The organism is Acidovorax sp. A79 (genome assembly GCF_041154505.1).
GTDB lineage: Bacteria > Pseudomonadota > Gammaproteobacteria > Burkholderiales > Burkholderiaceae_C > Acidovorax.
In genome coordinates this window covers 2065693-2088774 of sequence record NZ_AP028672.1, presented here as the reverse complement: position 1 = coordinate 2088774, position 23082 = coordinate 2065693, and the positions used below count along the sequence as shown (strand labels likewise).

17 protein-coding genes are annotated in these 23082 nt (G+C 69.0%); 4 read left to right on the top strand and 13 right to left on the bottom strand.

Features of this window, described 5'->3' with window-relative positions; all coding sequences use genetic code 11:
• Positions 1-608: 608 nt before the first annotated feature.
• Positions 609-2642, top strand: a complete 2034-nt coding sequence (gene fusA / locus ACAM51_RS09535; RefSeq protein ID WP_218339779.1) for an elongation factor G — start codon at positions 609-611, stop codon at positions 2640-2642.
• 159 nt (positions 2643-2801) lie between these two features.
• Here the strand turns inward: fusA and ACAM51_RS09530 are convergent, their stop codons facing one another.
• Positions 2802-3731 (bottom strand): LysR family transcriptional regulator, encoded by a 930-nt coding sequence (locus tag ACAM51_RS09530; RefSeq protein WP_218296179.1) that lies wholly within the window; start codon positions 3729-3731, stop codon positions 2802-2804.
• A 97-nt stretch (positions 3732-3828) separates the two neighbouring features.
• Between ACAM51_RS09530 and ACAM51_RS09525 the strand changes: the two genes are divergently transcribed.
• The gene (locus ACAM51_RS09525) at positions 3829-4815 is read left to right on the top strand and encodes a 2Fe-2S iron-sulfur cluster-binding protein (RefSeq protein ID WP_369643404.1); all 987 of its coding nucleotides are present in this window, start codon (positions 3829-3831) and stop codon (positions 4813-4815) included.
• A 3-nt stretch (positions 4816-4818) separates the two neighbouring features.
• Here ACAM51_RS09525 and maiA read toward each other — a convergent pair whose 3' ends face one another.
• The 8 genes from maiA to ACAM51_RS09485 form a co-directional block, all read right to left on the bottom strand.
• Positions 4819-5457: a maleylacetoacetate isomerase gene (gene maiA, locus ACAM51_RS09520; protein WP_218296177.1), complete on the bottom strand. Its 639-nt coding sequence runs from the start codon at positions 5455-5457 to the stop codon at positions 4819-4821.
• A 2-nt stretch (positions 5458-5459) separates the two neighbouring features.
• On the bottom strand, positions 5460-6461 hold the full coding sequence (locus ACAM51_RS09515) for a Bug family tripartite tricarboxylate transporter substrate binding protein (RefSeq protein WP_369643403.1): 1002 nt from the start codon (positions 6459-6461) through the stop codon (positions 5460-5462).
• A 97-nt stretch (positions 6462-6558) separates the two neighbouring features.
• Positions 6559-7683 carry a cupin domain-containing protein gene (locus tag ACAM51_RS09510; protein WP_369643402.1) on the bottom strand — a complete coding sequence of 375 codons (1125 nt, stop codon included), beginning with the start codon at positions 7681-7683 and terminating at the stop codon, positions 6559-6561.
• 31 nt (positions 7684-7714) lie between these two features.
• Complete coding sequence (locus ACAM51_RS09505) at positions 7715-8422, bottom strand: fumarylacetoacetate hydrolase family protein (RefSeq protein ID WP_369643401.1); 708 nt, start codon at positions 8420-8422, stop codon at positions 7715-7717.
• Positions 8423-8494: 72 nt separating this feature from the next.
• The gene (locus tag ACAM51_RS09500) at positions 8495-9772 is read right to left on the bottom strand and encodes an NAD(P)/FAD-dependent oxidoreductase (protein ID WP_369643400.1); all 1278 of its coding nucleotides are present in this window, start codon (positions 9770-9772) and stop codon (positions 8495-8497) included.
• A gap of 27 nt (positions 9773-9799) precedes the next feature.
• Complete coding sequence (locus ACAM51_RS09495; protein ID WP_369643399.1) at positions 9800-10114, bottom strand: non-heme iron oxygenase ferredoxin subunit; 315 nt, start codon at positions 10112-10114, stop codon at positions 9800-9802.
• A 9-nt stretch (positions 10115-10123) separates the two neighbouring features.
• On the bottom strand, positions 10124-10597 hold the full coding sequence (locus ACAM51_RS09490; protein WP_369643398.1) for a nuclear transport factor 2 family protein: 474 nt from the start codon (positions 10595-10597) through the stop codon (positions 10124-10126).
• A 2-nt stretch (positions 10598-10599) separates the two neighbouring features.
• Complete coding sequence (locus ACAM51_RS09485; protein WP_218296170.1) at positions 10600-11862, bottom strand: aromatic ring-hydroxylating dioxygenase subunit alpha; 1263 nt, start codon at positions 11860-11862, stop codon at positions 10600-10602.
• A gap of 308 nt (positions 11863-12170) precedes the next feature.
• Between ACAM51_RS09485 and ACAM51_RS09480 the strand changes: the two genes are divergently transcribed.
• The gene (locus tag ACAM51_RS09480; protein ID WP_369643397.1) at positions 12171-12746 is read left to right on the top strand and encodes an IPTL-CTERM sorting domain-containing protein; all 576 of its coding nucleotides are present in this window, start codon (positions 12171-12173) and stop codon (positions 12744-12746) included.
• Positions 12747-12914: 168 nt separating this feature from the next.
• Here the strand turns inward: ACAM51_RS09480 and ACAM51_RS09475 are convergent, their stop codons facing one another.
• The 4 genes from ACAM51_RS09475 to ACAM51_RS09460 all read right to left on the bottom strand — a co-directional run bounded on the left by ACAM51_RS09475 (position 12915) and on the right by ACAM51_RS09460 (position 21544).
• Positions 12915-15272 (bottom strand): glycosyl hydrolase family 18 protein, encoded by a 2358-nt coding sequence (locus ACAM51_RS09475; protein WP_369643396.1) that lies wholly within the window; start codon positions 15270-15272, stop codon positions 12915-12917.
• A 57-nt stretch (positions 15273-15329) separates the two neighbouring features.
• On the bottom strand, positions 15330-18164 hold the full coding sequence (locus ACAM51_RS09470; protein ID WP_369643395.1) for an IPTL-CTERM sorting domain-containing protein: 2835 nt from the start codon (positions 18162-18164) through the stop codon (positions 15330-15332).
• Positions 18165-18244: 80 nt separating this feature from the next.
• Positions 18245-18640: a hypothetical protein gene (locus tag ACAM51_RS09465; RefSeq protein ID WP_369643394.1), complete on the bottom strand. Its 396-nt coding sequence runs from the start codon at positions 18638-18640 to the stop codon at positions 18245-18247.
• Positions 18641-18646: 6 nt separating this feature from the next.
• Positions 18647-21544 (bottom strand): IPTL-CTERM sorting domain-containing protein, encoded by a 2898-nt coding sequence (locus ACAM51_RS09460; protein WP_369643393.1) that lies wholly within the window; start codon positions 21542-21544, stop codon positions 18647-18649.
• 282 nt (positions 21545-21826) lie between these two features.
• Here ACAM51_RS09460 and ACAM51_RS09455 point away from each other — a divergent pair, with 282 nt between their 5' ends.
• Positions 21827-23059 carry a helix-turn-helix transcriptional regulator gene (locus ACAM51_RS09455; protein WP_369643392.1) on the top strand — a complete coding sequence of 411 codons (1233 nt, stop codon included), beginning with the start codon at positions 21827-21829 and terminating at the stop codon, positions 23057-23059.
• Positions 23060-23082: the final 23 nt, after the last annotated feature.

Here is a 23082-nt window from a genome sequence, read left to right as displayed (position 1 = left end):
TGACGGCAGTCGCTGTGTGGCCTACAGCGGTCATCCACCTTCGATGCAGTGACAGGCATGCACGCAAGATTCAGTTGCGCCGTCCTGCCGCCCGCTGTGCCTGCAATGTCGATTCGGCCCTGCTATGCGCAGGTTTCGAACGCCGTGCGGCCAGACAACAGCCAGTTCTTTGCCCGAGCCGGAGGCGGCAGGCGCAGGCAGGCAGCCAGGTCGCTTGCAAGCTTTTTGTGCGAGGAGGATAATTCGCTCTTATGAAAATTCTCACCAACGTGATCAAGGCATCGTTCGCCCCCTAGTTGCGCCCCTCGATCGCGTGTCGGAGGGCTGTGCGCCTTCCGGTCCATAAAACCCCGGCAGGCTCCACCTCCGGGGTTTTTGTTTTTTCAGACTTTCTCACCACCCAATCTATGCGTACCTACGACAAGTTGATTGCCACGATTCCCGGCCGCCGGAGCTTGAGTTCCGTGCGCCCGGGCTTCGGCGACAGCACAACACCCATTCAACGCTAGCCTGAAGGCGAATCCATCTCGCCTGGGCTGGCAGATAGCCAACCAGGCGGCAGCTGCTCGCAGAGCCGGGCGCAACCGCAAGAGATTGAAAGATTCGCCATGAGAAATTCACGCAACACCAGCAATGCCCATCTGCGCAACCTCGGCGTCATTGCCCACGTCGACGCGGGCAAGACCACGACCACCGAACGCATCCTGTTCTACACGGGCGAGAGCCATCGCATCGGCGAAGTGCACGACGGCACGGCGCACATGGACTTCGATCCGCAGGAGCAACAGCGCGGCATCACCATCAACAGCGCGGCCGTCACCGTGCACTGGAAGGGCACGCAGCTCAACCTGATCGACACGCCCGGCCACATCGATTTCAACATCGAGGTGAACCGCTCGCTGCGCGTGCTCGACGGTGCGGTCGTCGTGTTCGACGGCGTGGCCGGTGTGGAGCCGCAGACCGAGACCAACTGGCGCCTAGCCGACAAGTACCGCGTGCCGCGCATCGCCTTCATCAACAAGCTCGACCGCGTGGGCGCCGACTTCCACCGCGTGGTGGCCATGATGGAAGAGCGCCTGGGCGTGCGCGTGGTGCCGCTGCAGATCCCCATCGGTGCGGAAGGCGACTTCCGCGGCGTGGTGGACTTGCTGAGCCTGCGCGCCCGCATCTGGGACAAGGACGACGCGAGTGCGCCCTACCGCGAAGCCGACGTGCCCGCCGAGCTGCTCGAGCAAGCCGTGCGCGCACGCGCCCGCCTGGTAGAGGCCGCCGTGGAGCAGGACGAAGCCGCGCTGCAGGCCTACGTGAACGGCGAAGAGATCGCTGTGGATGTGCTGCGTGCCGCCATCCGCAAGGGCGTGCTGGCCGGCGCCTTCGTGCCCGCGCTGGCCGGCTCGGCCTTCAAGAACCGCGGCGTGGAGCCTTTGCTCGACGCCGTGGTGGACTACTTGCCCTCTCCGGACGACATCGTGCGCGAAGGCGGCGAGACCGCTGCGGACCCGTTCAAGGCCCTGGCGTTCAAGGTCGTCACCGACGACCACGGCGCCAAGGTGTTCGTGCGCGTGTACAGCGGCCGTCTGGGCCGGGGCGACGTGGTGCTCAACACCAGCACGGGCAAGACCGAGCGCGTGTCGCGCCTGTACGAAGTGCATGCCGACAAGCACATCGAGCGCGACGAGCTGGTGGCGGGCGACATCGCCGCCGTCGTGGGCCTCAAGGACACGCTGACGGGGCACACGCTGAGCGACCCGGCCCACCCCGTGGTGCTGGAGCAGATCAGCGTGCCCGAGCCGGTGATCCATGTGGCCATCGAGCCCAAGGCGAGCGCGGACCAGCAAGGCCTGTCCAAGGCCCTGCAGTCCCTGCTGCGCGAAGACCCGAGCCTGCGCCTGCAGCACGATGCCGAATCCGGCCAGACCATTCTGTCCGGCATGGGCGAGCTGCAGCTCGAGGTCTCGATCGAGAAGCTGCGCGCACGCCACGGCGTCAACGTGTCGGTCGGCCGCCCCCAGGTGGCCTACCGTGAAACCATTTCGAAGAGTGTGGAGGTACACCATGTGCACAAGAAGCAATCGGGCGGCCCCGGCCAGTTCGCCGAGGTGAGGTTGCTGCTCGAACCCCTGCCCAGGGGCGAAGGCATCCGCTTTGACAACCGCATCGTCGGCGGCGCCGTGCCGCGCGAGTTCATCCCTGGGGTGGAGGCCGGCATCCGCCGCGCCGCCCTCACGGGCGTGGTGGCCGGCTTCCCCGCCGTGGACTTCGCGGCCACGCTGGTGGACGGCAGCTTCCACGAGCGCGACTCGTCCACGCTGGCCTTCGAGCTGGCGGCCATGGCCGCCTTCCGCGAAGGTTTTGCGAAAGCGGCACCCCAGGTGCTGGAGCCCGTGATGGCCGTGGAGGTCATCACCCCGGCCGAGTACCTGGGCGACAGCATTGGCGACCTGAACCGCCGTCGCGGCATCGTGCGCGGCCAGGGCCAGCGCGGCAACGCCGCCACGGTCGAGGCCGAGGTACCGCTGAAAGAGATGTTCGGCTACATCGGCAGCCTGCGCGCCTTGTCTTCGGGCCGCGCGCAGTACTCGATGCAGCTGGACCACTATGGGGTGGTGCCTGCGGGGGAGATGGCTGCGTTGGTGCCGTGAATTGAATCAGCGCGATAGGCCGGAATCGATGGCCTGGCACCGCAAGATGGGAGGGGCGTGGACGGATGTCTGCGCCCCTCTTTTTTGTCTGCGATGGGAGCTCTGGATGGCGGCGTCGGTTCAAGAGCGAGCTGGCGGACGGCCCCAGACTGTCGGCGGTCACGGCGACCCGCTGCCATCAGCGCGATCGCCGCCGAACAACTCGAACACCATGCCACGCAGCCACTGGTTCACTGGTTCGCGATGCACCTTGGCATGCCAGAACACACTGATCGGTGCCTCGGGCAACTTGACCGGGTGCGTGCGCAATGTCAGCCCGAAGGGCTCGACCAGCTTGAGTGCCAGGAGCTCGGGCACCGTCGCCACCAGCGCCGTGCCTTGCAGGATGTGGCCCACACTGACAAAGTGCGGCACGCTCAGCCGCACAAGGCGGTCGATGCCGGCCTTCTGGATCAACTCGTCGACTTTGCCATGCCCCGTGCCCGCGGCGACGATCACCAGGTGCTCCGCCGCCTTGTAGTCGGCGAGCAGCAGCTTCGGCCGGTCCAGCGTGTGGCCCTTGCGGAACAGGCACACATAGCGCTGGCGAAACAGCCGCCGCTGGAAGAAGCCCGCCTTGAGTTGGGGCAGCAGGCCGATGGCCAGGTCCACCTTGCCAGACTCCATATCGTCGCGCAGATTGGTCGCGTTGTTGCGCACGGTATTCAGCGTCACACCGGGCGCTTCCCGCCCCAGGCGCTCCAGCAGCGCTGGAAGGAAGACGATCTCTCCAATGTCCGTCATGCCGATGGTGATGGTGCGCTTGAGCGTGGCCGGCGTGAACTGCATGCGCTGGTTCAGTCCACTGTGGATCATGCCCAGCGCGTATCCGACCGGTTCGCCGAGTTGTTCGGCAAAGGGCGTGGGCACCATGCCGCCCGACGTGCGCAGGAACAACTCGTCGCCGAAGATTCGGCGCAGCTTGGCCAGCGCATTGCTGACGGCAGGCTGGGTGAGGCCCATGTTGTCGGCCACCTTGGACACGCGCCGCTCGACCATGAGTTGCTGAAACAAGACCAGCAGGTTCAGATCGATGTCAGATAACTCCATCGCCACTCCATCAGTGCGGGTGATATGAAGCGGCAATGGTATTGCAGCCGATGATTCTTATGCACAATCGCATGAATGATCTCGCAGCCCGCCCGCCATGGACATTCTTGTTCAGCCGCTTAACCGCGTGATCCGTGCCGCACCGGGCGTGAATCTGCTCGACGCCCTGCGCGCGGCGCAGGTTCCGATGTCCTACTCCTGCCTCTCCGGCCGCTGCGGTATCTGCCGCTGCCGGGTGCTCGATGGCGAGGTGTTCGATGGGGGGCGTGAGCAGCAGCGCCCGCTGGACGGCATGGACGGTGCCGTGCTGGCCTGCCAGACCTATGTGACCGAGGCCTGCACGATCGAAGTGCCGGCGCCCGAGGAGGCCGTGGTGCACCGGGCGCGTGTGGCCAAGGCCACTGTCGCGGCCATCGAGCCATTGGCGGTCGACATCCGGCGCCTGCTGCTCAAGGTCACCAAGCCGATCGCATTCTCACCGGGCCAGTACGCGCAGATCGCTTTCACGCCGGCCCACGTGCGTCCTTATTCCATGGCGAGCTTGCCGAGCGAAGAGCTGCTGGAGTTCCACGTGCAGCTGATGCCCAGGGGCCGGGTCAGCGGCTACATCGTGGATCAACTGAAGGCAGGGGATGCCGTCAAGGTCAGCGGGCCGTTGGGTGCAGCCTATCTGCGCCAGCAGCACACCGGGCCGATACTGTGCGTGGCGGGGGGCACGGGGCTGGCACCGGTGCTTTCGGTGGTGCGTGGCGCCGTGGCCGCCGGCATGCGCAACCCCATTCACCTGTACTTCGGAGTGCGCTCGCCACGCGAGCTGTACGGCCTCACCTGGCTGGACCAGCTGCGCCACGCACACCCTGCGCTGCAGCTGCATGTGGTGGTGGCCTCGGGCGCGGACCCTGCGGCGCAGCGGCGCGGGCTGGTGACCCAGGCCATCGAACAGGACCACGCCAGCCTGCGCGGCTGGCATGCGTATCTGTGCGGCTCACCGCCGATGGTGGAGACGACCACGCTGGTGGCGCTGGGCAAGGGCATGGAGCCGGCCCACATCCATGCCGAGGCCTTTTACATGCAGGGCGACTGAGGTTCAGCCCGCATCGGGCTGCGCACTGGGCGCGGCTTGCCGGAATGCGTCCAGTTGCCCGCAGGCCAGGTCCACCGCCTGCACCCGCGGCCAGCGCGCCAGGTCGACCTTGAAGCGGCGCGCGCTCTCCACCTGCGGCACCAGGTAGACATCGGCCAGCGTAGGGTGCTTGCCAAAGCAGAAGTCGCCACGCCGCCGGTCGCTCGCGAGCAGTGTTTCGATGGCGTCGAAGCCCGCGCCGATCCAGGTGCCGCACCAATCGTTCACGGCTGCCTCGTCCGCGCCAAAACGGTGGCGCAAGGCTTCCAGGATGCGCCGGTTGTTGACCGGGTGGATATCGCAGCCCACGATGGCCGCGAGTGCGCGCACCTGGGCACGCTCTGCGGCATCGGTGGGGAGCAGCGGCGGACTCGGATGGCGCTCTTCGAGCCATTCGATGATCGCCGGCGACTGGGTCATCAGGCGGTCGTCCGTCTCCAGGACCGGCACGAACTGCTGTGGATTGATCGCCTTGAAGGCCTGCGCCAGATGCTCCTCGCGCCGCAGATCGACCGCGACCTGCTCGTACGAAAGGCCTTTCAGGTTCAGCGCGATGCGCAGGCGGTGGGACGTTCCACTGCGGAAGAAGGTGTAGAGCTTCATGGTCAGTCCAGAGCGATCTTGGCGCGCTTGACGACATCACCGAACGTGCGCGAATCGCGTTCGATGGCGCGGATCAGCTCGCTCGGCGGGCCAATGTAGGGCTCGAATCCGAACGTCGCCAGGCGTTCCCTGACCTCGGCGGTCGCGAGCACCTTGCCCACATCGGCATTGATCTTCTCGATCGACGCCTTCGGTGTGCCGACAGGAGCGAACAAACCCACCCAGGTCTTCACCTCGAACCCCGCCGGCCCGCCCGCCTCGCCGACGGTCGGGATATCGGTGAAGCCCGCCAGACGCTTGGGTGCGGCGAGCGCCAGGAACTTCACCTTCTTGGCCTGGTACATCGGTCCGGCCGTCGCCGCCGTGCCGAACGCCCACTTGATGTCACCGGTGGCGACGGAGGTGTAGACGTTCCCCATGTCCTTGTAGGGCACGTGCATCATCTTCGTATCGGTCGCGGCTTCGAGCATTGCCGCGCCGACATGGGCCACGCTGCCGATGCCCCATGATCCATAGGTGATCTCGCCGGGTGCCGCCTTGGCCGCCCGGATCAGGTCGCCCACGTCTTTCCAGGGCGAATTGGCCGCCACCACCACGAAGAAGTTGGTGAAGTACACCGGTGCCACCGGCTCGAAGTCCTTCAGCGGGTCGTACGGCAGCTGCTTGAACACATGCGGCTGCAGGGCCATGTGGGTGTTGTCCACCTGCAGCACGGTGTAGCCGTCAGGCGCTGCGCGTTTGGCGTCACCGATGGCGATGAAACCGTTGGCGCCCGGCTTGTTGTCGATGACCAGTTGCTGGCCCCACTGGCGCGACAACCTTTCACTGAGGATGCGCATCACCGCGTCCGGGCCGCTGCCCGGGGAATACGGCGCGACGGACCGCACGGGCTTGGCGGGGTATGTCTGCGCCGCTGCGCCGGGCAAGCCCGCAGCGGTCAGCAGGGCCCAGGCGCAAAGCGCAGCGGCCGTGCGGGCAATGGAAGTACGGATGGCTGTGATCATGGCTATGTCTCCTTGTCATTGGGTCGGAATCGGCCTGTTGTTTCGTGGCTGATCGGTGGGGTGGGCAAGCGCGGCATGCAGGCCGGAGGCCTCCGGCTCAACCGGTGGTCTGGGCGCGGTGGGCGTGCAGCGCCTCGAAAATCGGCGCGTCGCTGAAACGGAAAAGGTCGAGCGCACCCGAGGCGGATGCCTGGGCCGAGAACGGCTGCCACGACGGCACCACGAACAAGTCGCCACGCGCCACGTGCCAGGTGCGCTCTCCCACGGTCACGGAGCCACTGCCGTCGAACACCTGGAACACGGACGAGCCCACCTCGCGATGGACGCGCGTCGCGCCGCCCGCGCGCACGCGGTGCATCTCGGTGCGCATCGTCGGCAGCACATCGCCGCCGGTGGCAGGGTTGGTAAAGCGCACCGCCGCATGCCCCGGGCTCAGCGTGCCGGCCTGGCCTTCGGCCTCCAGGGCGAGCTGATCGGCCAGCGCGCCGTCGGTGTCCACCCAGCGGTAGGCCAGGAGCGGGGTGGCGGGCTGCGCTCCCGCCATCGAGACGGGGCGCAAGCCGGGGTGGCCCCAGAGCCTTTCGGAGTACGAACGCTCCGCCGTGGTGCGCTCGGCGGGCGAAATCCGCTCGCGCCCGACCTCGAAGAACTGGCTCTCGGTGTAGTACGAGAACGGAATGTCCAGGCCATCGATCCAGGCCATGGGCTCGGTGGCGGCGTTGTGGTGGGCGTGCCAGTTCCACCCTGCCTGCGGCAGGAAGTCGCCGCGCGACATGCGCACCGCATCGCCATTGACCACCGTCCAGACGCCCTCGCCCTCCACCACGAAGCGGAAGGCGTGCTGCGTGTGCCGGTGCTCGGGAGCATCTTCACCCGGCATCAGGTACTGGATGGCGGCCCACAGCGTGGGCGTGGCGAACGGACGGCCGCCCAGCGCCGGGTTGGCCAGCGCGATCGCGCGGCGCTCGCCACCGCGGCCCACGGGCACGATCTCGCCGGCCTGCGCGGCCAGTGCCTTCAGCCGGTCCCAGCGCCACAGGTGTGGCACGGCCTTGGATTGGGGTTGCCGGGGCATCAGGTCGCCGATCTCGGTCCAGAGCGGCACCAGCAGTTCCTGCTCGAAGCCTCGGTAGAGCTCCTCCAGCGCGGGCGTGGGGTCGGGCTGGCCCCGCCCCGCCACGGCATGCAGCCGCACGGGGGAAGGCGTCAGGTCGGTGGTCATGGTGGGTTTGTCTCCTTGATTCATCGTTGTGTCACTCCGCAGGGCCGACGTGGAGCACGATGCTGCCCACGCCGTCGATCTGGCCGTCGATGCGGTCACCTGGCTGCACCGGGCCCACGCCTTCGGGCGTGCCGGTGAAGATCAGGTCGCCGGGCAGCAGGTGGTAGAACCTGGACAGGTCGGCGATCAGCTCGGGGATGTTCCAGATCAGCTTGGACAGGTCGGACTTCTGGCGTACCTTCCCGTTGACCGACATCGCCAGCTCGCCCTGGCTCAGGACGGCCTGCTGCATCGGCACGATCTCCGAGACCACGGAGGACTGCTCCACGTCCTTGCCCAGGTCCCAGGGCCGGCCTTTCTCGCGCGCCACCAGCTGCAGGTCGCGGCGCGTCATGTCCAGGCCGCAGGCATAGCCATAGATGAGGCGCGGAGCCTCGGCCTCGGGCACGCGAAAGCCGGGCGCGCCGATGGCCACCACCAGTTCCATTTCGTGGTGGTAGTCCTGGGTGCCCGGCGGGTAGGCCACGGTGGCACCGGACTCGACCAGTGTGGACGGTGCCTTGGTGAAGTAGAACGGCACCTCGACCGACTTGTCGACCGGGCGCCCCATCTCGACCGCATGCGCGTGGTAGTTGCGGCCGACAAAAAACAGCCGCTGGATGGGCAGGCGCTCGCTTCGGCCACGCACCGGCAGCGCATAGACCGGCGGTGGATTCCAGAGATAGGTGGTGGAGGTCATCGGGGTTTCCCTTTTTTGAAAGTGGTGGTGGGGTGGGTTCAGGCCTTGGGCAGTAAGCAACGGGCGCCTGATTCACAGCTTGGACATCGGCGTGCCCAGGTCCGCCAGGCGCTCAACATTGACCGGCCTGCGCTGCTCGATCAGCCGGCGCGCGAAGCGCAGGTCGCGCGCCGCATTGGGGCCGATGGCGGCCTGGACCACGTCGCCGGCCAGGTAGAACAGCACGAAGCCGCCGCTGGCCTGGTCGCCGCGCTGCACCACACGGTGCGCGGGCGTCGGCACGCCGTAGATCTGCAGATTCATGCCGTACTGGTCGGACCAGAACCAGGGCAGCGGCTGGTAGTCCACCGCGTGGCCCAGGGCCGAGCGCGCGGCAGCGATGCCCTGGTCCTGCGCGTTCTGCCACGACTCGAGCCGCAGCCTGCGCCCGGCCCAGGGGTTGAGAGCCACGGCCACGTCGCCAGCGGCCAGGATGTCGGGGTCGGACGTGCGGCACCGGGCATCGACCAGCACGCCGCCTTCGCAGGCCAGGCCCGCCTCGCGCGCCAGTTCGTCGTTGGGCACCAGGCCGATGCCCAGCACGATGGTGTCGGCCACGAGCACGCTGCCATCAGCGAGCCGCACTTCCGAGCGGCCATCCGCCGCGCGCGCAAAGCCTAGGACTCCAGCGCCCAGCACAACGCGGGTTCCCTGAGAGTGATGCAGCGCCAGCAGGTACTCCGATATCGCGGCCGGTACGGTGCGTTCGCACAGGCGGCCCTGCGTCTCGACGACCACGACGTCAGCGCCCCGCTGGCGTGCCGTGGCCGCCACCTCCAGACCGATCCAGCCGCCGCCCACCACCACCACGCGACGGCCGGGCATAAGCGCGGGCGCCAGCGCCATCGCATCTTCGACGGTGCGCAGCGTGTGCAGCGGCACCTGGTCGGCCCCGGGCACAGCGAGTCGGCGGGCCCGCCCTCCGGTGCACAGGATGAGCTTGTCGTAGGGCACCGCTTCGCCATCGGACAGCAGCACCTGCCTGGCGGCGCGGTCAATGCGGCGCGCCTGCACCCCGGGCCGCCATTGCGCACCCAGGGCGTCGAAGGCCTCGGGCTTCATCAGGCGCGTCGTCTCGGGCTGTGCGGCGCCAGACAACACCGCCTTGGACAGCGGTGGCCGCTCGTGCGGCGGGTGGACCTCGTCACCGATCAGCACGATGCGGCCTGTGAAGCCTTCGCGGCGCAGCGTCTGCGCGGCCCAGCCACCGGCCTGGCCGGTGCCGACGATCACGATGGTGTGGATCGGGCGGGCGGCCGCGCCTTCATCCGGCAATGCGGCGGCCGCAACCTCTGGTCGCTTGGCAGTCATGGGCTTTCCTTGTGAGGGCGGTGGCGCTCAGTCGAAGGCCAGCCAGACGCGGCCGCCCTCGATCTTGACGGGGTAGCTGCGCAGGGGCTCGGTCACCGGCGCGCAGGTGGGCTGGCCGGAGCGCACGTCGAACTTGCCCTGGTGCAGCGGGCATTCGATCTCGTGCCCGTCCAGGAAGCCGTCGCACAGCCGTGCATGGCCGTGGGTGCAGACGTTGTCGGTGGCGAAGACCTCGCCGTCCACGTCATACAGTGCGATGTCCCGTCCTGCAACGGCCAGGCCCATCACGTCATCCTGCGGCACGTCGTCCCGCGCGGCGGCGTCAATCCAGTTCGTGGTCATGGCAGTTCCTCAGATGGGGTAGATCAGCGAATTGGGGATCATCTCGCTGTCGTAGATGACCAGGCGCGAAGCGAACTTCAGGCCCTCGGGCGTGCGCACCACCTCATCGAGCGTACGGCCCACGTTGAAAACGGTGGACTCCTTGGACAGGCGCGTGCGCAGCACCGCGTAGTTGGCCTCGCTGTGGATGCGGCCATCGGCACCGACCTCGTGGACGAGCGGCGCACCCACCACGTGGCGCTGGTAGTAGGGGTCGTGGAACAGCGTCTCGCGGATGCCATAGACGCGGTCCTTCAGCATGCCCTTGCTGTCGAAAGCCAGCGTGGCGAGTGGAAAACCGCGTTCGTGGTTCTCGCGCGGCTGCAGCTTGTAGGTGCAGTCGTCGATGAAGAACTCCGGCCAGGCATCCCAATCGGCGGCGTCGAGTGCACTTGCGTAGCGGGCATAGAGTTGCGTCAGTTCGTAGTAGGTCTGGAACTCCATGGTCACGCCTCCATCACCTTGCGCCAGTATTCGTACATGCCGCGGATCAGCGTCTCCGTGACCATGTGGTCCGTGTCGCCGACCTCCCGGCCACCGAGTTCGGCCAGCGTGCGGTGCGCGGGCTTGGTCTCGAAGCCTTCCTGCGACCACTCGATGACTTCGCCATCGTCGGCCGACACAAAGCCCGCCGGGCCGAAGAGGTTGGCCTGGCGCAGGCGGCGCTGCGTCATCTCTTCGCTGTCGTCTTCGAAGCCGAAATGCGTCCAGACGAAATCGAAGGCGCCCTTGCCGTCCGGCTGGATGTGGCGTGTGGACACGCTGTTGACCTGCTGCTGGAAGATGACGCTCGGAAACACGGTCATCATCACGGCCGTCGGTGCACCCCACCAGTCTTCGTGCACGATGTCGAGAAAGCGCGGGTCGTTCAGTTCCATGCCCGCCTTGAAGCTGGACACCTGGGTCACGTCGGCCGCCTTGCCGGCCGCGCCGCGGGTGGACACCATGGCCGCATGGCGATGCTGCGCGTCCATCAGCAGCTGGGACTTGTTGTCGGCGCGCCAGAGACCGAAGGTGACGAACCAGGTGTGCAGCAGGCCTGGGTGGTAGGGGTCCTTGATGTTCTCCTGCATCAGCTTCCAGTTGCCTGGAATCCGCTGGCGGTTGTAGCCCAGGATCGTGAGCTTGCGGCCGTCGAACAGACGGTCGAAGTAGCCCAGGATCGCGGGCCCCAGGAAGTCCTCCAGCGGCTCCACGCCATGGTCGAATGACGCGAACACGACGCCACCGCGCGTGGCGACCTTGAGCTTGGTCAGGCCATGCTCGGCAGGATTGAAGTCCGCCGGCATGCCGCCATTGACCTTGCCATCCTGCTTGACGCCGCGCCGGAACGGCACGCCCTGCAGGTCGCCCGACAAGGTGTAGTTCCACTGGTGGTAGGGGCAGGTCAGGCTGTCGCGGTTGCCGTGCCGCTCGCGGCAGAACGCCATGCCGCGGTGCGCGCAGACGTTTTCCACCACATGGATCGAAGCATCCTTGTCACGCACCAGCAGCACGGAGCGTTCGCCGATGACGGTGCGCTTGAAATCGCCCGCGTTGGGGATCTCGGCTTCCAGGCCCACGTAGCACCAGTGGCCGTTGTAGAACAGCCGGTCGAGTTCTTTGCGGTACAGGTCTTCGTCGGTGTAGGCCTGGAACGGGATGCGGCTGGTACCGTCCGTCTCCCAGCGGATCTGCCGGGGAAAGACGGTGACGGGGCATTCATGCATGGGCGTCTCCTTTGTTGTGCTGGTCGGTGGTTCCGATGCGGGCTGCATTCCAGCGCCTGGGGACGGATCATTCGCCGCCAAGCTATATCAGTCAATGGAACATGCGTGATGTTTCACATCACCGATATGAATATTGCTTTCGGGCACGGCCTGGGGGCCTTGTTGTGGGTGGGAGGTGAGCAAGGGCGGCGCAGCATGACGGTGTCCGGGCCAGGCGCGGGTCGCATGGAGCTGCTCCCACCGCGTGTGTCGGCGCGCTGCTGCGCCGCGGCGGTCAATAATCACCCACACAACCCAGAAAGAGTGCAATGAACCACCAGTCGCCGCGTCTTGCCGTCACGGCTTTGTTTTTCAGTGCGCTCTTTGCAGCAACCGCATCGGCGCAAGTCGCACCGGTCATCGCCAAGAGCTTCAACCCGTCAGTGGTCGCGCCCAACGGCAATTCCATCGCGACGATCACGGTGACGAATCCAAACGTTGCCGTGGCGCTCAACGACGTTCAATTCAGTGACACCATGCCGGCGGGGATCGATCTCATCACCCAAACGGGCGGCACATGCAGCACGCTCGCGACGGGGGGAGGCATGTTCTCCATCAACCCCGGCGCGGAGACCTTTTCCAGCAGATCGAACGTGCTTGCCGGAGGCCAGTCCTGCACGATTACCGTCAGTGTTCGGGGGACAGTCATCGGCGCGCACGTCAACACGACGTCGCCAGTCACGTCCAGCAATGCCCCGCCTGGCGCCGCCGCATCGGGAACGCTCACCGTGATGGCGGCCAGTGTTCCCGCCCCTGTGCCAACCTTGTCCGAATGGATGGTGATGTTCCTTGCTGCCGCACTGGCCATGGCGGGCGCCCTCAGGCTGCGGGCGTACGCAGCCTGAGTTTCGGAGGCTGGGCCGCAGCCCCGATCCCCATATCTTGCGTGCGGCGTGCGCCAGCGCACTTTCGCCGGCCAAGGCGGGGCTGGCTTCGTGGACGGCGAGCCCTGGCCCCTTGCGCCGCTCAGGCGCCCTTGCCCTCGCTGAGTGCGCCCGCTTCGCTGTCGGCCGTCAGGGGAGCTGCACCGTCACGGGTGCGGACAGTGGCCCCTCGTTGCCCGCGGCATCCAGCACGCTGACCTGGTAGTAGTGGCTGCCGAGCGGCGGCGCGACGTCGGTGTAGCCCGAGCCGGTCACCGTGGCAATCGCCACGCCGTCGCGGTAGACGCGGTAGCGCGTGGCGCTGTCCGCGATGAAGGCCTGCTTGACGGCCTGCATCTGCGGATTGCTGTTCGACTGCGGCAGGTAGCCATAGTTGATGGTCCACACCAGTGTGCCGCCCAGGCCCTGCTCGCGCACCCATTTGCCCTTCTCGGCGATGGAGCGCTCGTCTTCGAAGCTCAGGTAGGTGACCGGCGTGTTCGTGCCGCGGTTCCAGGGTGGCGAGTAGGTCATGTAGCCTTGCTTGGCCACGTCGTCCCAGTGGTACGTGGCGCCCGCGCGGTTGAAGGCGTTGTCGTTCACCAGGCGCTGGTAGTTGTTCTCCCAGTCGCCGTTGTTCATCCAGCCTTGCATGCCGTCCATGCTCTGGCGCGGACCGGTGACGGGATGGTTGTAGTACGCACCGTACAGGCCGATGCCGATGCCCAGCCTGGAGCGCGCGATGCCCATGTCCAGATAGGCCTGCACCGTCGATTCAATCGAGGTCGGGTACAGATCGCCCGCACCGGACAGCGGCGAGTGGTGCCACGACTGCCAGCCCCAGTCGCCGGCCATGCTGTAGGTCATCAGATTGAAACGATCGACTGCGGCGGCCACCTCCGCGTGCCAGGGCGTGATGTCGGGGTCGTTCTTGTTGACCCAGAAGCCGGGCCAGCTCAGCTCCAGCGGCGCGTTCGGCGCCTGGTAGCGGGCACGCAGCGCCGAGGCGGCGCGCAGCTCGCGCAGCAGCGCCAGGGCCTGGGCGCGGGTAGCCACCGTGTCGAGGTTCTCTTCCCAGTCGATGTCCACGCCGTCGTAGTTTTTCTGCACCGCCTTGTCGAGGATGTTCTTGATGAAGCGCGCGCGCACCGTGGCATTGGCGGTGGCGGCAACAAAACCGGGCCCGTCGCTGTCTCCGCCCACCATCATCACCGCCTTGGCGCCCGCGGCGTGGGCCTTGGCGATCAGCGCGTCCTCCACGTTGGCCAGGTGGCCCGAGCCGGCGCCCTCCAGCAGGTCGCCCGCCCGGCCGCCGGGCAGTGAACCGAGCGCGGGCGCATAGCGGCCGAAGACGAAGTGCGTCATGGTGCCCATGTCCACGGCTTCGGGCGGGTAGGTTTCCCAGAACCAGCCCGCGTAGTAGCCGTTGACCCATTTGCCGCTCTGGGCGGCGGGGTTCCATCCCACGTTCACCCCGCGGCTGGTCCTGGCGGCCGTCACGCCGCCCACGGGGGGCAGCGGATTGGTGGCCTCCACGGCCACCTGGGTGGTGGCGGCCACGCTTTGGCCCGCGGTGTTGGTGCAGGTCAGCGTGTACGCAGCGTTCGCTGCGGGGCGCACCAGTTCGTTGCCCTCGGCCGCGCGCGGCCCGCTCCAGCCGCCCGAAGCCGTGCAGGTGGTCGCGTTGTGGGCCTGCCAGGCCAGCTGGGTGCTCTGGCCCGCCATGATGCGTGCGGGCGTGGCAGTGAAACTGCCGATGGTGGGGGGCTGCTGTGCCTTGCGCACGGTCACCGTGGCCGATGCGGCCGTGGTGGCGCCAGCCGCGTTGCGGCAGCTCAGTCCGTAGGTGGTGGTGACGGTGGGCCGCACGCTGGTGCCGCCGGTGCCTGCCTGTTCTCCGCTCCAGCCCCCCGTGGCGGTACAGGCCGTGGCGTTCTCCGTGCTCCACGAGAGGATGCTGCTGTTGCCCGCCTCGATCACGTCGGGCTGGGCCGTGAAAGCCTGGATGCGTGGAGGCTGGGGCGGTGGCGTGTTCGGCGCCGTGCCGTCGATGAAGAGCTGCGCGAGTCCTTCGCCGCCCGCCTCGAAGTACTCCATGCGCACGGTGTGGCGCCCCTCGGACAGGCGCACGGACGCCGTGTCCATCGTGATGCCGTGCACGGTCCAGTTGTTGATGATGCGCTTGCCATCCACGAACACGCGCACGCCGTCGTCGGTGTATGTCGTGAACCTGGCGGCGCCCGCGGCGAACGGCAGGCTTGCGGTCCAGCGCGCGGAGAAGCTGTCCACCGGCAGCCTGGGGGCCGGGCTGTCGGTCATCCAGTAGTAGTCGATGGGGCCGCTCTCGCAGCGCTCCAGCACGGCAGCGCCCGCCAGCTTGGTGTTGGGAAAGTACTCCGCCAGCCATTGGCCGGGAGCGCATTCCAGCGCGAAGGCCTGGGTGCCGGCCAGCAGCAGCGAGGCGGCCAGGGCGCGTGGGATCCAGGGGTGGAAGGTAAGGTTTTTCATGGTGTTCTTGGTCGCCAGCGCTTTTCTGTAAAGCGCTGGCAGCTCTCTTTTTGATAGTTAAACAACAACAAATCGGCGTGCGCGCAGGCCGGCCAGCAGCATCAGCGCGGCGAGCAGCAGCACGCCCCATTCGCTCAACGTGGGAATGGCCTGCGCGCCGCCCGGATCGACCACCGGCCCGGGCGCGGGCGCCACGCCGCCCGTGGGCGGGGCCGATGCGCTGCCGCCCGTGTTGTTGGCCGTGACGGTGAAGGTGTAGGTGACGCCGTTGGTGAGGCCCGTCACGGTGCAGGTGGTGGCGGGGTGCTGCACGGTGCAACTGGCGCCGCCGGGCTGAGCCGTCACCGTATAGCTCGCGGGCGGCGTGCCGCCCACCGGCGCCTGCCAGCGCACGGTGACTTGCGCGTTGCCGGGTGTGGCGGTGACGTCGGTGGGGGCGTTGGGTGCGCCCACGGCCGAGGGCGGGCCGTTGAGCAGGAGGCTGTTGGACGGGAGGCCGTTCACGTACAGCGTGACGCGGTACAGGCCAGGCCGGAGCGGCGTGCCCGCCGCAATGGCGCGCGAGGTGAAGCCGGTGGCGCTGGATTCTTGTGCCGTCAGCCACAGCGCCGGGCCGCCATCCGCGTGCTGAACCGACACCATGGGCGCATGGCTGGCCGACTGGCTGGTGCCGCCGCCGCTGCCTTCGCTGTCGCCGGTCAAGCGCAGGCCGCTCAATGTCAGCGTATCGCCCGCCGCCAGCGTGGCGGGGCTGGCGCCGGTGATGGCGGGGGCGCGGCCCGGCTGCACGGGGTCGTCGAACAGGCTGGCGCCGCAGCCTGCCACCAGCACGCGGCCCGTGGCGAGCAGCGTGGCGGTGTGGCTGCTGCAAGCGGCGTCCAGGCTTTGGCCATCTTCCCAGGTGTTGCGCACGGGGTCGTACAGCTCGGTGCGGGTGCTGTTGACAGGGTTGCCGCCCACCAAGACGTAGCCGCCCGCGACGAACACGCGGCCATCGGGCAGCAGCGTGGCGGTGTAGGCGCTGCGCGGGGCCTGGGGCAGGGCGGCGCCGCTCCAGGCGTTGGCGGCGGGGTCGTAGATTTGCGCGCTGCTCAGGTCGCCGTGCAGCACCAGCACGCGGCCGTCCAGCAGTGCAATGGCTTTGTGGCCGCTGCGGGGCGTGTCCATTGCGGGGCCGGGCGTCCATTGGCGCGTGGCGGGGGTGTAGAACTCCACGCTGGCCTGCGGGGTGGTGCCGTTGCTGTCCGTGCCGCCCGTCACCATCAACCGGCCATCGGGCAGCACGGTGGCGGTGTGGCCGCTGCGGGGGGTGCTCATGCTGCCTGTGGCCTGCCACTGGTGGCTGGCGTTGTCGTAGGTTTCGGCGTAGGCCATGGGCAGCGGGGTGCTGCTGCTGCCACCGGCCACCAGCACGCTGCCGCCGGGCAGCAAGGTAGCGGTGTGGCCAAAACGCGCTCGCTGCATGGGGGGCGCGCCCGTCCAGGCGTCGGTGGCTTCGTCGTAGATCTCGGCGGTGTTCAGGGCCACGCCCGGTCCCCAGCCCCCGGCGGTCAGCACACGCCCGTCGGGCAGCAGAGTTTGCGTGTGGCCGAAGTTGCGCACTTGGCTCATGGGGGCGGTGCCCAGCCAAGTGGATGATGCCGAGGCCGATTCGGGCCGGTAGCGCAGCGCGCTGGCGGTGCCGGTGCTGGCGGTGGTGCCGCCTGCGACCAGCACGTTGCCGCTTGGCATCAGCGTGGCGGCGTGGCGCGCGCGGTTTTCGGGCAGCGTGGCCGTGGGCCGCTGGGTGAAGGTGGCAGGGTGCGTGGTTTCGGCCCAGGGCATCACACCCGCTGGGCCGGTGCCCCCCACCGCCAGCACGGTGCCGGTGTGCAGCAGCACAGCAGTGTGCTGGCGGCGCGGCCAAATCAGCGCGGGGTAGGCGGCAAAGCCGCTGGCGGGGGTATAGACCTCGGACGCGGCCACAAAGCCCGCCGCGTCGTCGCCGCCGGTGATCAGCACCCGGCCATCGGGCAGCAGCGTGGCGGCGTGGCGTGCGCGCGGGGCGTGGGCGATGCTGGCGGCCCAGGTGCCGGTGTTGGTGTTGTACACGTCGGCCAGGGGCTTGTAGGTGCCGCCAGCGCCCCGGCCGCCGGCAAACAGCACGTTGCCGTTGGGCAGCAGCGTGGCGGTGTGCTGCCAGCGCGGGCCGCCGGGCAGGGCAGGGCCAGCCGTCCACTGGCCGTTGGCGGGGTTCCAGATGTACATGCTGTCCAGCGCGCCCGTGGCGTTTTCGCCGCCGGCCACCAGCACGCGGCCATCGGGCAGTAGGGTGGCGGTGTGGTTACGGCGTCCGCCGCTCAAGGTGGCGGCGTTCTGCGTCCAGGTGCGCGTGGCGGGGTTGTAGATTTCGGCGTAGCTCACGGCCCCGCCGTTCTGGTCGCCACCCATGACGAACACGCGCCCGTCTTGCAGCAGTGTGGCGGTGTGCTGGCTGCGCCAGGTGGGGAGGTTGCCCGTGGTGGTGAATTGGCCGGTCTGCGCGTCGAAGAGGAGGGCGGTGGCCAGCGCACTGGTGCCATTGCTGCCGCCCGCGATCAGCACCTGGCCGTTGCGCAGCGGCGTGGCCGTGTGGCCCATGCGGTTGCCGCCGGGCAGGTTGGGGCCGTCCGACCAGTTGCCGGTAACGGGGTCGAGGATGCCGGTGGTGGCGATGGCGGCAGTGCCGTCAAAGCCGCCGGTGACGAGCACGTGCCCGTCGGGCAGCTCGGTGGCGGTGTGCTGGTTGCGTGCGCCGTTGACGATGCCTGCGCTTTGCCAGCCTGCCGCCTGCGCGGTGCTGGCCAGGCCCAGGCACAGCGCGGCGGTGTGCACCAGGCGCCGGGCCGTGTCGGCCCATGCGGTGTTGGTCATGTGGATGCTTCCCTTTTGCTATTTGTTTGGTAGCTTCTTGCGCTTTATGGGTAAGCGCTAGAGGCCGTTTTTGCGTGTAGTCAGCAGCCCTTGACGCCCTGCAGCCGCGACAGCAGCGCGAGCCGCGCGCCCACTGCCTGCATGGCGTAGGTATTGGCGGCTGGCACGCCCGTGCCGGAGGGCGTGTAGTGGGCTGCCATGGCGCGCAGGCCCGCGCAGTCCAGCGACTCGAAATGCGCCTGCTCGTCGGGCGTGATGTCGGCGGCGCGCTCGATGGACGCGGTCTGTGACAAGGCCATGCCCATCTGCAGGCCCATCCCCATGCCGATGGCGGTGGACAGGGGCGTGAGCATGGCAGTGGCCGGCGTGTGCGCGATGGGCAGACCCACGCAGCCGCTCAGCCCCGTGCACAGGCAAGCGCAGGCGGCCTGGAAGGCGCCCCGGGTAGCGCGTGAAAGGCGGGTGGCAGCCTGCATGGCGCGTCACCCCGCGTGCCCGGGCAGCCCCCGGCGCGTGCGCCAGGCACCGGCCAGCAGCATCAGCGCGGCGAGCAGCAGCACGCCCCATTCGCTCAACGTGGGGATGGCCTGCGCGCCGCCCGGATCGACCACCGGCCCTGGCGCGGGCACCACGCCGCTCAGGGGCGGGGCCGATGCGCTGCCGCCCGCATTGTTGGCCGTCACGGTGAAGGTGTAGGTGACGCCGTTGGTGAGGCCCGTCACGGTGCAGGTGGTGGCGGGGTGCTGCACGGTGCAACTGGCGCCGCCGGGCTGGGCGGTGACGGTGTACGACGTGGGCGCGGTGCCGCCCACGGGCGCCTGCCAGCGCACGGTGACCTGCGCGTTGCCGGGCGTGGCGGTCACGTTGGTGGGCGCGTTGGGCGCGCCTGCCGGCATCACTTCGATGGGCACCGAATCGGACGCCAGACCGTTGACGAACACCGTGGCGCGGTACAGGCCGGGCGCCATGCTCGCTGGCAGAAGGCCGGTGACGACGACGGTTTCGCTGCCGCCATTGGGGCGGATGCGTGCGATGGGCAGCCACACCACGGCGCCGCCGTCTTCGCCTTGCAGGCGCACCAGCGGCACTTGCGTGGCCGATTGGCCGGTGCCGCCGCTGCTGGCTTCGACGGCGCCTACCATGCGCAGACCCGACAACTCTGGCGTGTCACTGCGGGACATCCGGCCCGGGTAGGACGTGATGCGGGGGCGACGGGCATCCGCCACGGCGCTGGGGTTGCCGTAAAGCAAGGTGGTGGCGATGGGGCCGCCGGCGTTGATGCCACCGGTGATGAGCACTTCGCCGTTGGCCAGCAAGGTGGCGGTGTGGTCGGTGCGCGCCTGCGGCATGGCGTCCACGGCCTGCCAAGTGCCGGTGGCAGGGTCGTACAGCTCGGCGCTGGCGACGGGGCCGAAGGGGGCCGTGGTGCTCGAGCCGCCGGTGACGAGCACGCGGCCATTGGGCAGTGCAGCGGCGCGGTGATAGACACGGCCCGTCAGCAGGTTGCCCGTGGCCTGCCAGGTGTTGGTGGCGGGATCGAAGATTTCAGCGCTGGTGCCCGAGGCCGCGGTACTGCCACTGCCGCCAGCCACTAGCACACGCCCATCCGGCAGCAGCGTGGCGGCGTGCCCGGCGCGCATGTGAGTCATTGCGGAGGCGGGCGCCCAGGTGCCGGTGGCGGGCGTGTACAACTCGGCGCTGCTATGGATGCTACCTGCGTTGCGCCCCCCGGTCACCAGGACGCGGCCATCAGGCAGCCGCGTAGCGGTGTGATGCCGGTCGCGGGGCTGGATCATGTCTCCCGTGGCCTGCCATTGGAGGGTGGCAGCGCGATAGACCTCTGCGCTGCTGGCGGCGCCGTAGCCCGTGCCGCCCGCGATGAGCACGTCGCCACTGGGTAGTACGGTGGCGGCGTGGGCGGCGCGGGGGCGCAGCAGGGGCGAGGTGCGCGTCCAGCTCGCCGTGTTCGCGTCGTAAATTTCGGCGCTGTCCAGGGCGACGGAGCCGTTGTAGCCGCCCGCCACGAGCACAAAGCGGTCGTTGGGCAGCAGGGTTTGCGTGTGTTCGACACGGGCATCGTGCATGGCCGTGGTACTGCTCCACTGCGCGGTGCTGGGGCTGTAGCGCAGCGCGGTATTGCTGACCGTGCTGCTGTTGCCCACGGTGCCGCCTGCGATCAGCACCTCGCCATTGCTCGACACCCGTGAGGCGGTGTGGAGCTGGCGCGCCGCGGCCAGGCTTGCGGTGTGGCGCGCGGCCAGGGTGTTGAGCTGCAATAGTTCGACGTTCGCCAACGCGCCGCCCCCCGCGCCCTCGCCGCCCGCCACCAGAACCTCGCCCGTGTGCAGCAGCAGCGCGCTGTGCTGGCCGCGTGCCTGCGCCATGGGGGCATAGACGCTGCCCAGGCCCGCAGCGGGGCTGAAGATTTCCACCGCCGCCATGGGCGTGCCACCGGCGTCGTCCGCGCCGCCCGCCAGCAGCACGCGCCCGTCGGGCAGCAGCGCGGCGCTGTGCTGGGTGCGCGCAACCTGCAGGGCGCCGCTGGCCGTCCAGGTGTTGGCGGAGGGGTCGTACAGCAGGGTGTCGCCCAGCGCGCCGCCGCCGTCGTTGCCGCCGGCCACGAACACGCGGCCATCGGGCAGCAGGGTGGCCGTGTGGTTCACGCGGCGCGCCGGCAGCGGCGCGGCGGCGGTCCAGGTGCCGGTGGCGGGGCTCCAGAGTGCGGCGGTGTTGGTGACGCTGTCGCCGTTGTCGATGCCGCCCGCCACGAGCACGCGGCCGTCGGCGAGCAGCGTGGCCGTGTGCTGGCGCGCGCCCATGCCGGGCATGGAGCCGGTGCTGTCCCAGGTGCGGGTGGCGGGGTCATAGATTTCGGCGGACTGCAGGCCGTCTTGCCCGGCGGTGCCCCGGCCACCGGCCACGAGCACGCGGCCGTCGGGCAGCAGCGTGGCGGTGTGCTGGCGACGGCGCAGCGCCATGGTGCCGGCGGTGGCGCTGACGGCGCCGGCCTGCGGGTCGAAGGTGGCGGCCTCGCGCACCGATGCGCCGGTGCCGCCCTCTCCGCCCGCGATCAGCACCGTGCCGTCCAGGAGCGGCGTGGCCGTGTGGCCCGCGCGCGGGCCGGGCAGGGCGGGGCCGCTGGTCCAGCGGCCCGTGGCGGTGTCGTAAAGCTGCGTGCTGGCCAGCACGCCGCCGCCGCGCCCCCCGGCGAGGAGCACGCGGCCATCGGCCAATTGTGTGGCGGTGTGCTGGTAGCGCGCACCGGTGAAGCTGCCGGCAGCCTGCCAGCCCGCGGCATGCGCGGTGCTGGCAACGCCCAGGCACAGCGCGGCGGCGTGCAGAACGCGACGGGCCGTGTCGGCCCATGCGGGGGTGGTCATTGGGGGGTCTCCTGAGAGCAAGCAGAAGCCCGCGATTCTTGGAACGCCCGTGCTTTCTGCCTATCGGTCACCTGACCGATGCGCGTGCATTTGTTGGCAAATCGTCGCGCAAGTGGCGTGGGGTATCCCGAGGGGGAATGGCGCGCGCCGCGGCGGCCCCGCACAATCGGCGCCGCCGGGATAGGCGTGGCCCCACGCTTTCCCGCCGCGCGTGGGGCGCAGCCCCCAGTGAGCGGCTTTTGAGCCTGGGGCGGCCCGGCGATGAGAAAAAAGGAAACACGCTTGCATCACGCATTGACCGAACTGCTGGGCACCGTGGCCGACGAGGCGCGCTGGGGCGAGGCGCTGCACGGCTATGCCACCAGCCTGGGCGCGGACCAGATAGGCTGGTTCGTGCTGGCCAGCGGGCCGGAGCAACTGGCGCAATGGGGCCCGCGCTTTGCCGAACAGCCGGACCCGGGCTACTGGCTGCACACCCCCTCGGCCGAGGGCGCGCCCGCGCTGGTGGGCCGGGGTGTGACGGCCGAGGCCACGCTGCGCTACGCCGCGCTGTACCGCGAGCAGGACCCGCTGTGGGATGCCGCCATGGCGGGCTACGCCCAGGCCGGTCCGGGCGGCATCTCGGTGGTGACGGATGCGCCCGCCCCTGCGGCACGGCGCTTTCGGCAGACGGCGTTCTACAACGACTTCCTGCGCCCGCACGACATCGGCACGCGCATGTTCGGCGGCGGGTGGAATGCGCGGCACCCGGGGGGCCACCTGTTCGCGTCGGTCTATCGCCTGCGCGACGACGAGGGCTTCACGGCCGAGCAGGCACGGCGCTTCCATGCGGAGTTCGGCGCCTTGCAACACGCCGCCTTCCTGCACCGCGAGATGTTGTCCCTGCGCACGCGCACGCAGGGGCTGGAGGCACTGATGGAGCGCCTGCCCATGGGCATGCTGTTCTTCGGCACGGGCGGGCGCCTGCTGCACGCCAACGCCCGCGCGCGGCACCTTGCCGCGAGCCCCGGGCACGGCAGCCTGCGCAAGCTGCTCACGGGCATTGCCAATGTGCGGCAGGCGGACGCTGCGCTGGGCGCGCTGTTCACGCAGTCACTGCATGGTGAAAGCGGCTGCGCCGAGTTGCCGGGCGGGCTGCTGCTGGTCTCGTTGGCCGTGGGCGATCTGGCGGCGCTGGGCCTGAACCACGCGGCCCCCGGCGTGGCCTGGGTGCTGATGGAGCGCACGCTGGACGCGGCGGCCGCCGCTGCCCTGGTGTGCCAGGCCTACCGGCTGAGCCCGGCCGAGGGCGCCCTGCTGCTGGCGCTGATGCGCGGCCAGACCCCGCAAGACTTTGCCGACGCGCGCGGCGTGCGCATCCGCACCGTGCGCACGCAGATGAGCACCCTTCTGCTCAAGACCCGCACCCAGCGCCAGCAGGACCTGGTGGCGCTGGGGGCGCGGCTCATGCTGCTGGCGCCGGGGCAGGCCGCCGATGGGGCGGTGGCAGCGGGGGCGCGGACCACAGCGCCCTGAATGGCGAAGCGGGACATGTGCCG

Coding starts and splice junctions, on each gene's coding strand:
- ACAM51_RS09465 (WP_369643394.1), bottom strand. CDS start 18,640: ATGCAGGCTGCCACCCGCCTTTCACGCGCTACCCGGGGCGCCTTCCAG.
- ACAM51_RS09525 (WP_369643404.1), top strand. CDS start 3,829: ATGGACATTCTTGTTCAGCCGCTTAACCGCGTGATCCGTGCCGCACCG.
- ACAM51_RS09475 (WP_369643396.1), bottom strand. CDS start 15,272: ATGAAAAACCTTACCTTCCACCCCTGGATCCCACGCGCCCTGGCCGCC.
- fusA (WP_218339779.1), top strand. CDS start 609: ATGAGAAATTCACGCAACACCAGCAATGCCCATCTGCGCAACCTCGGC.
- ACAM51_RS09460 (WP_369643393.1), bottom strand. CDS start 21,544: ATGACCACCCCCGCATGGGCCGACACGGCCCGTCGCGTTCTGCACGCC.
- ACAM51_RS09480 (WP_369643397.1), top strand. CDS start 12,171: ATGAACCACCAGTCGCCGCGTCTTGCCGTCACGGCTTTGTTTTTCAGT.
- ACAM51_RS09505 (WP_369643401.1), bottom strand. CDS start 8,422: ATGACCTCCACCACCTATCTCTGGAATCCACCGCCGGTCTATGCGCTG.
- ACAM51_RS09495 (WP_369643399.1), bottom strand. CDS start 10,114: ATGACCACGAACTGGATTGACGCCGCCGCGCGGGACGACGTGCCGCAG.
- ACAM51_RS09530 (WP_218296179.1), bottom strand. CDS start 3,731: ATGGAGTTATCTGACATCGATCTGAACCTGCTGGTCTTGTTTCAGCAA.
- ACAM51_RS09470 (WP_369643395.1), bottom strand. CDS start 18,164: ATGACCAACACCGCATGGGCCGACACGGCCCGGCGCCTGGTGCACACC.
- maiA (WP_218296177.1), bottom strand. CDS start 5,457: ATGAAGCTCTACACCTTCTTCCGCAGTGGAACGTCCCACCGCCTGCGC.
- ACAM51_RS09515 (WP_369643403.1), bottom strand. CDS start 6,461: ATGATCACAGCCATCCGTACTTCCATTGCCCGCACGGCCGCTGCGCTT.
- ACAM51_RS09500 (WP_369643400.1), bottom strand. CDS start 9,772: ATGACTGCCAAGCGACCAGAGGTTGCGGCCGCCGCATTGCCGGATGAA.
- ACAM51_RS09510 (WP_369643402.1), bottom strand. CDS start 7,683: ATGACCACCGACCTGACGCCTTCCCCCGTGCGGCTGCATGCCGTGGCG.
- ACAM51_RS09485 (WP_218296170.1), bottom strand. CDS start 11,862: ATGCATGAATGCCCCGTCACCGTCTTTCCCCGGCAGATCCGCTGGGAG.
- ACAM51_RS09490 (WP_369643398.1), bottom strand. CDS start 10,597: ATGGAGTTCCAGACCTACTACGAACTGACGCAACTCTATGCCCGCTAC.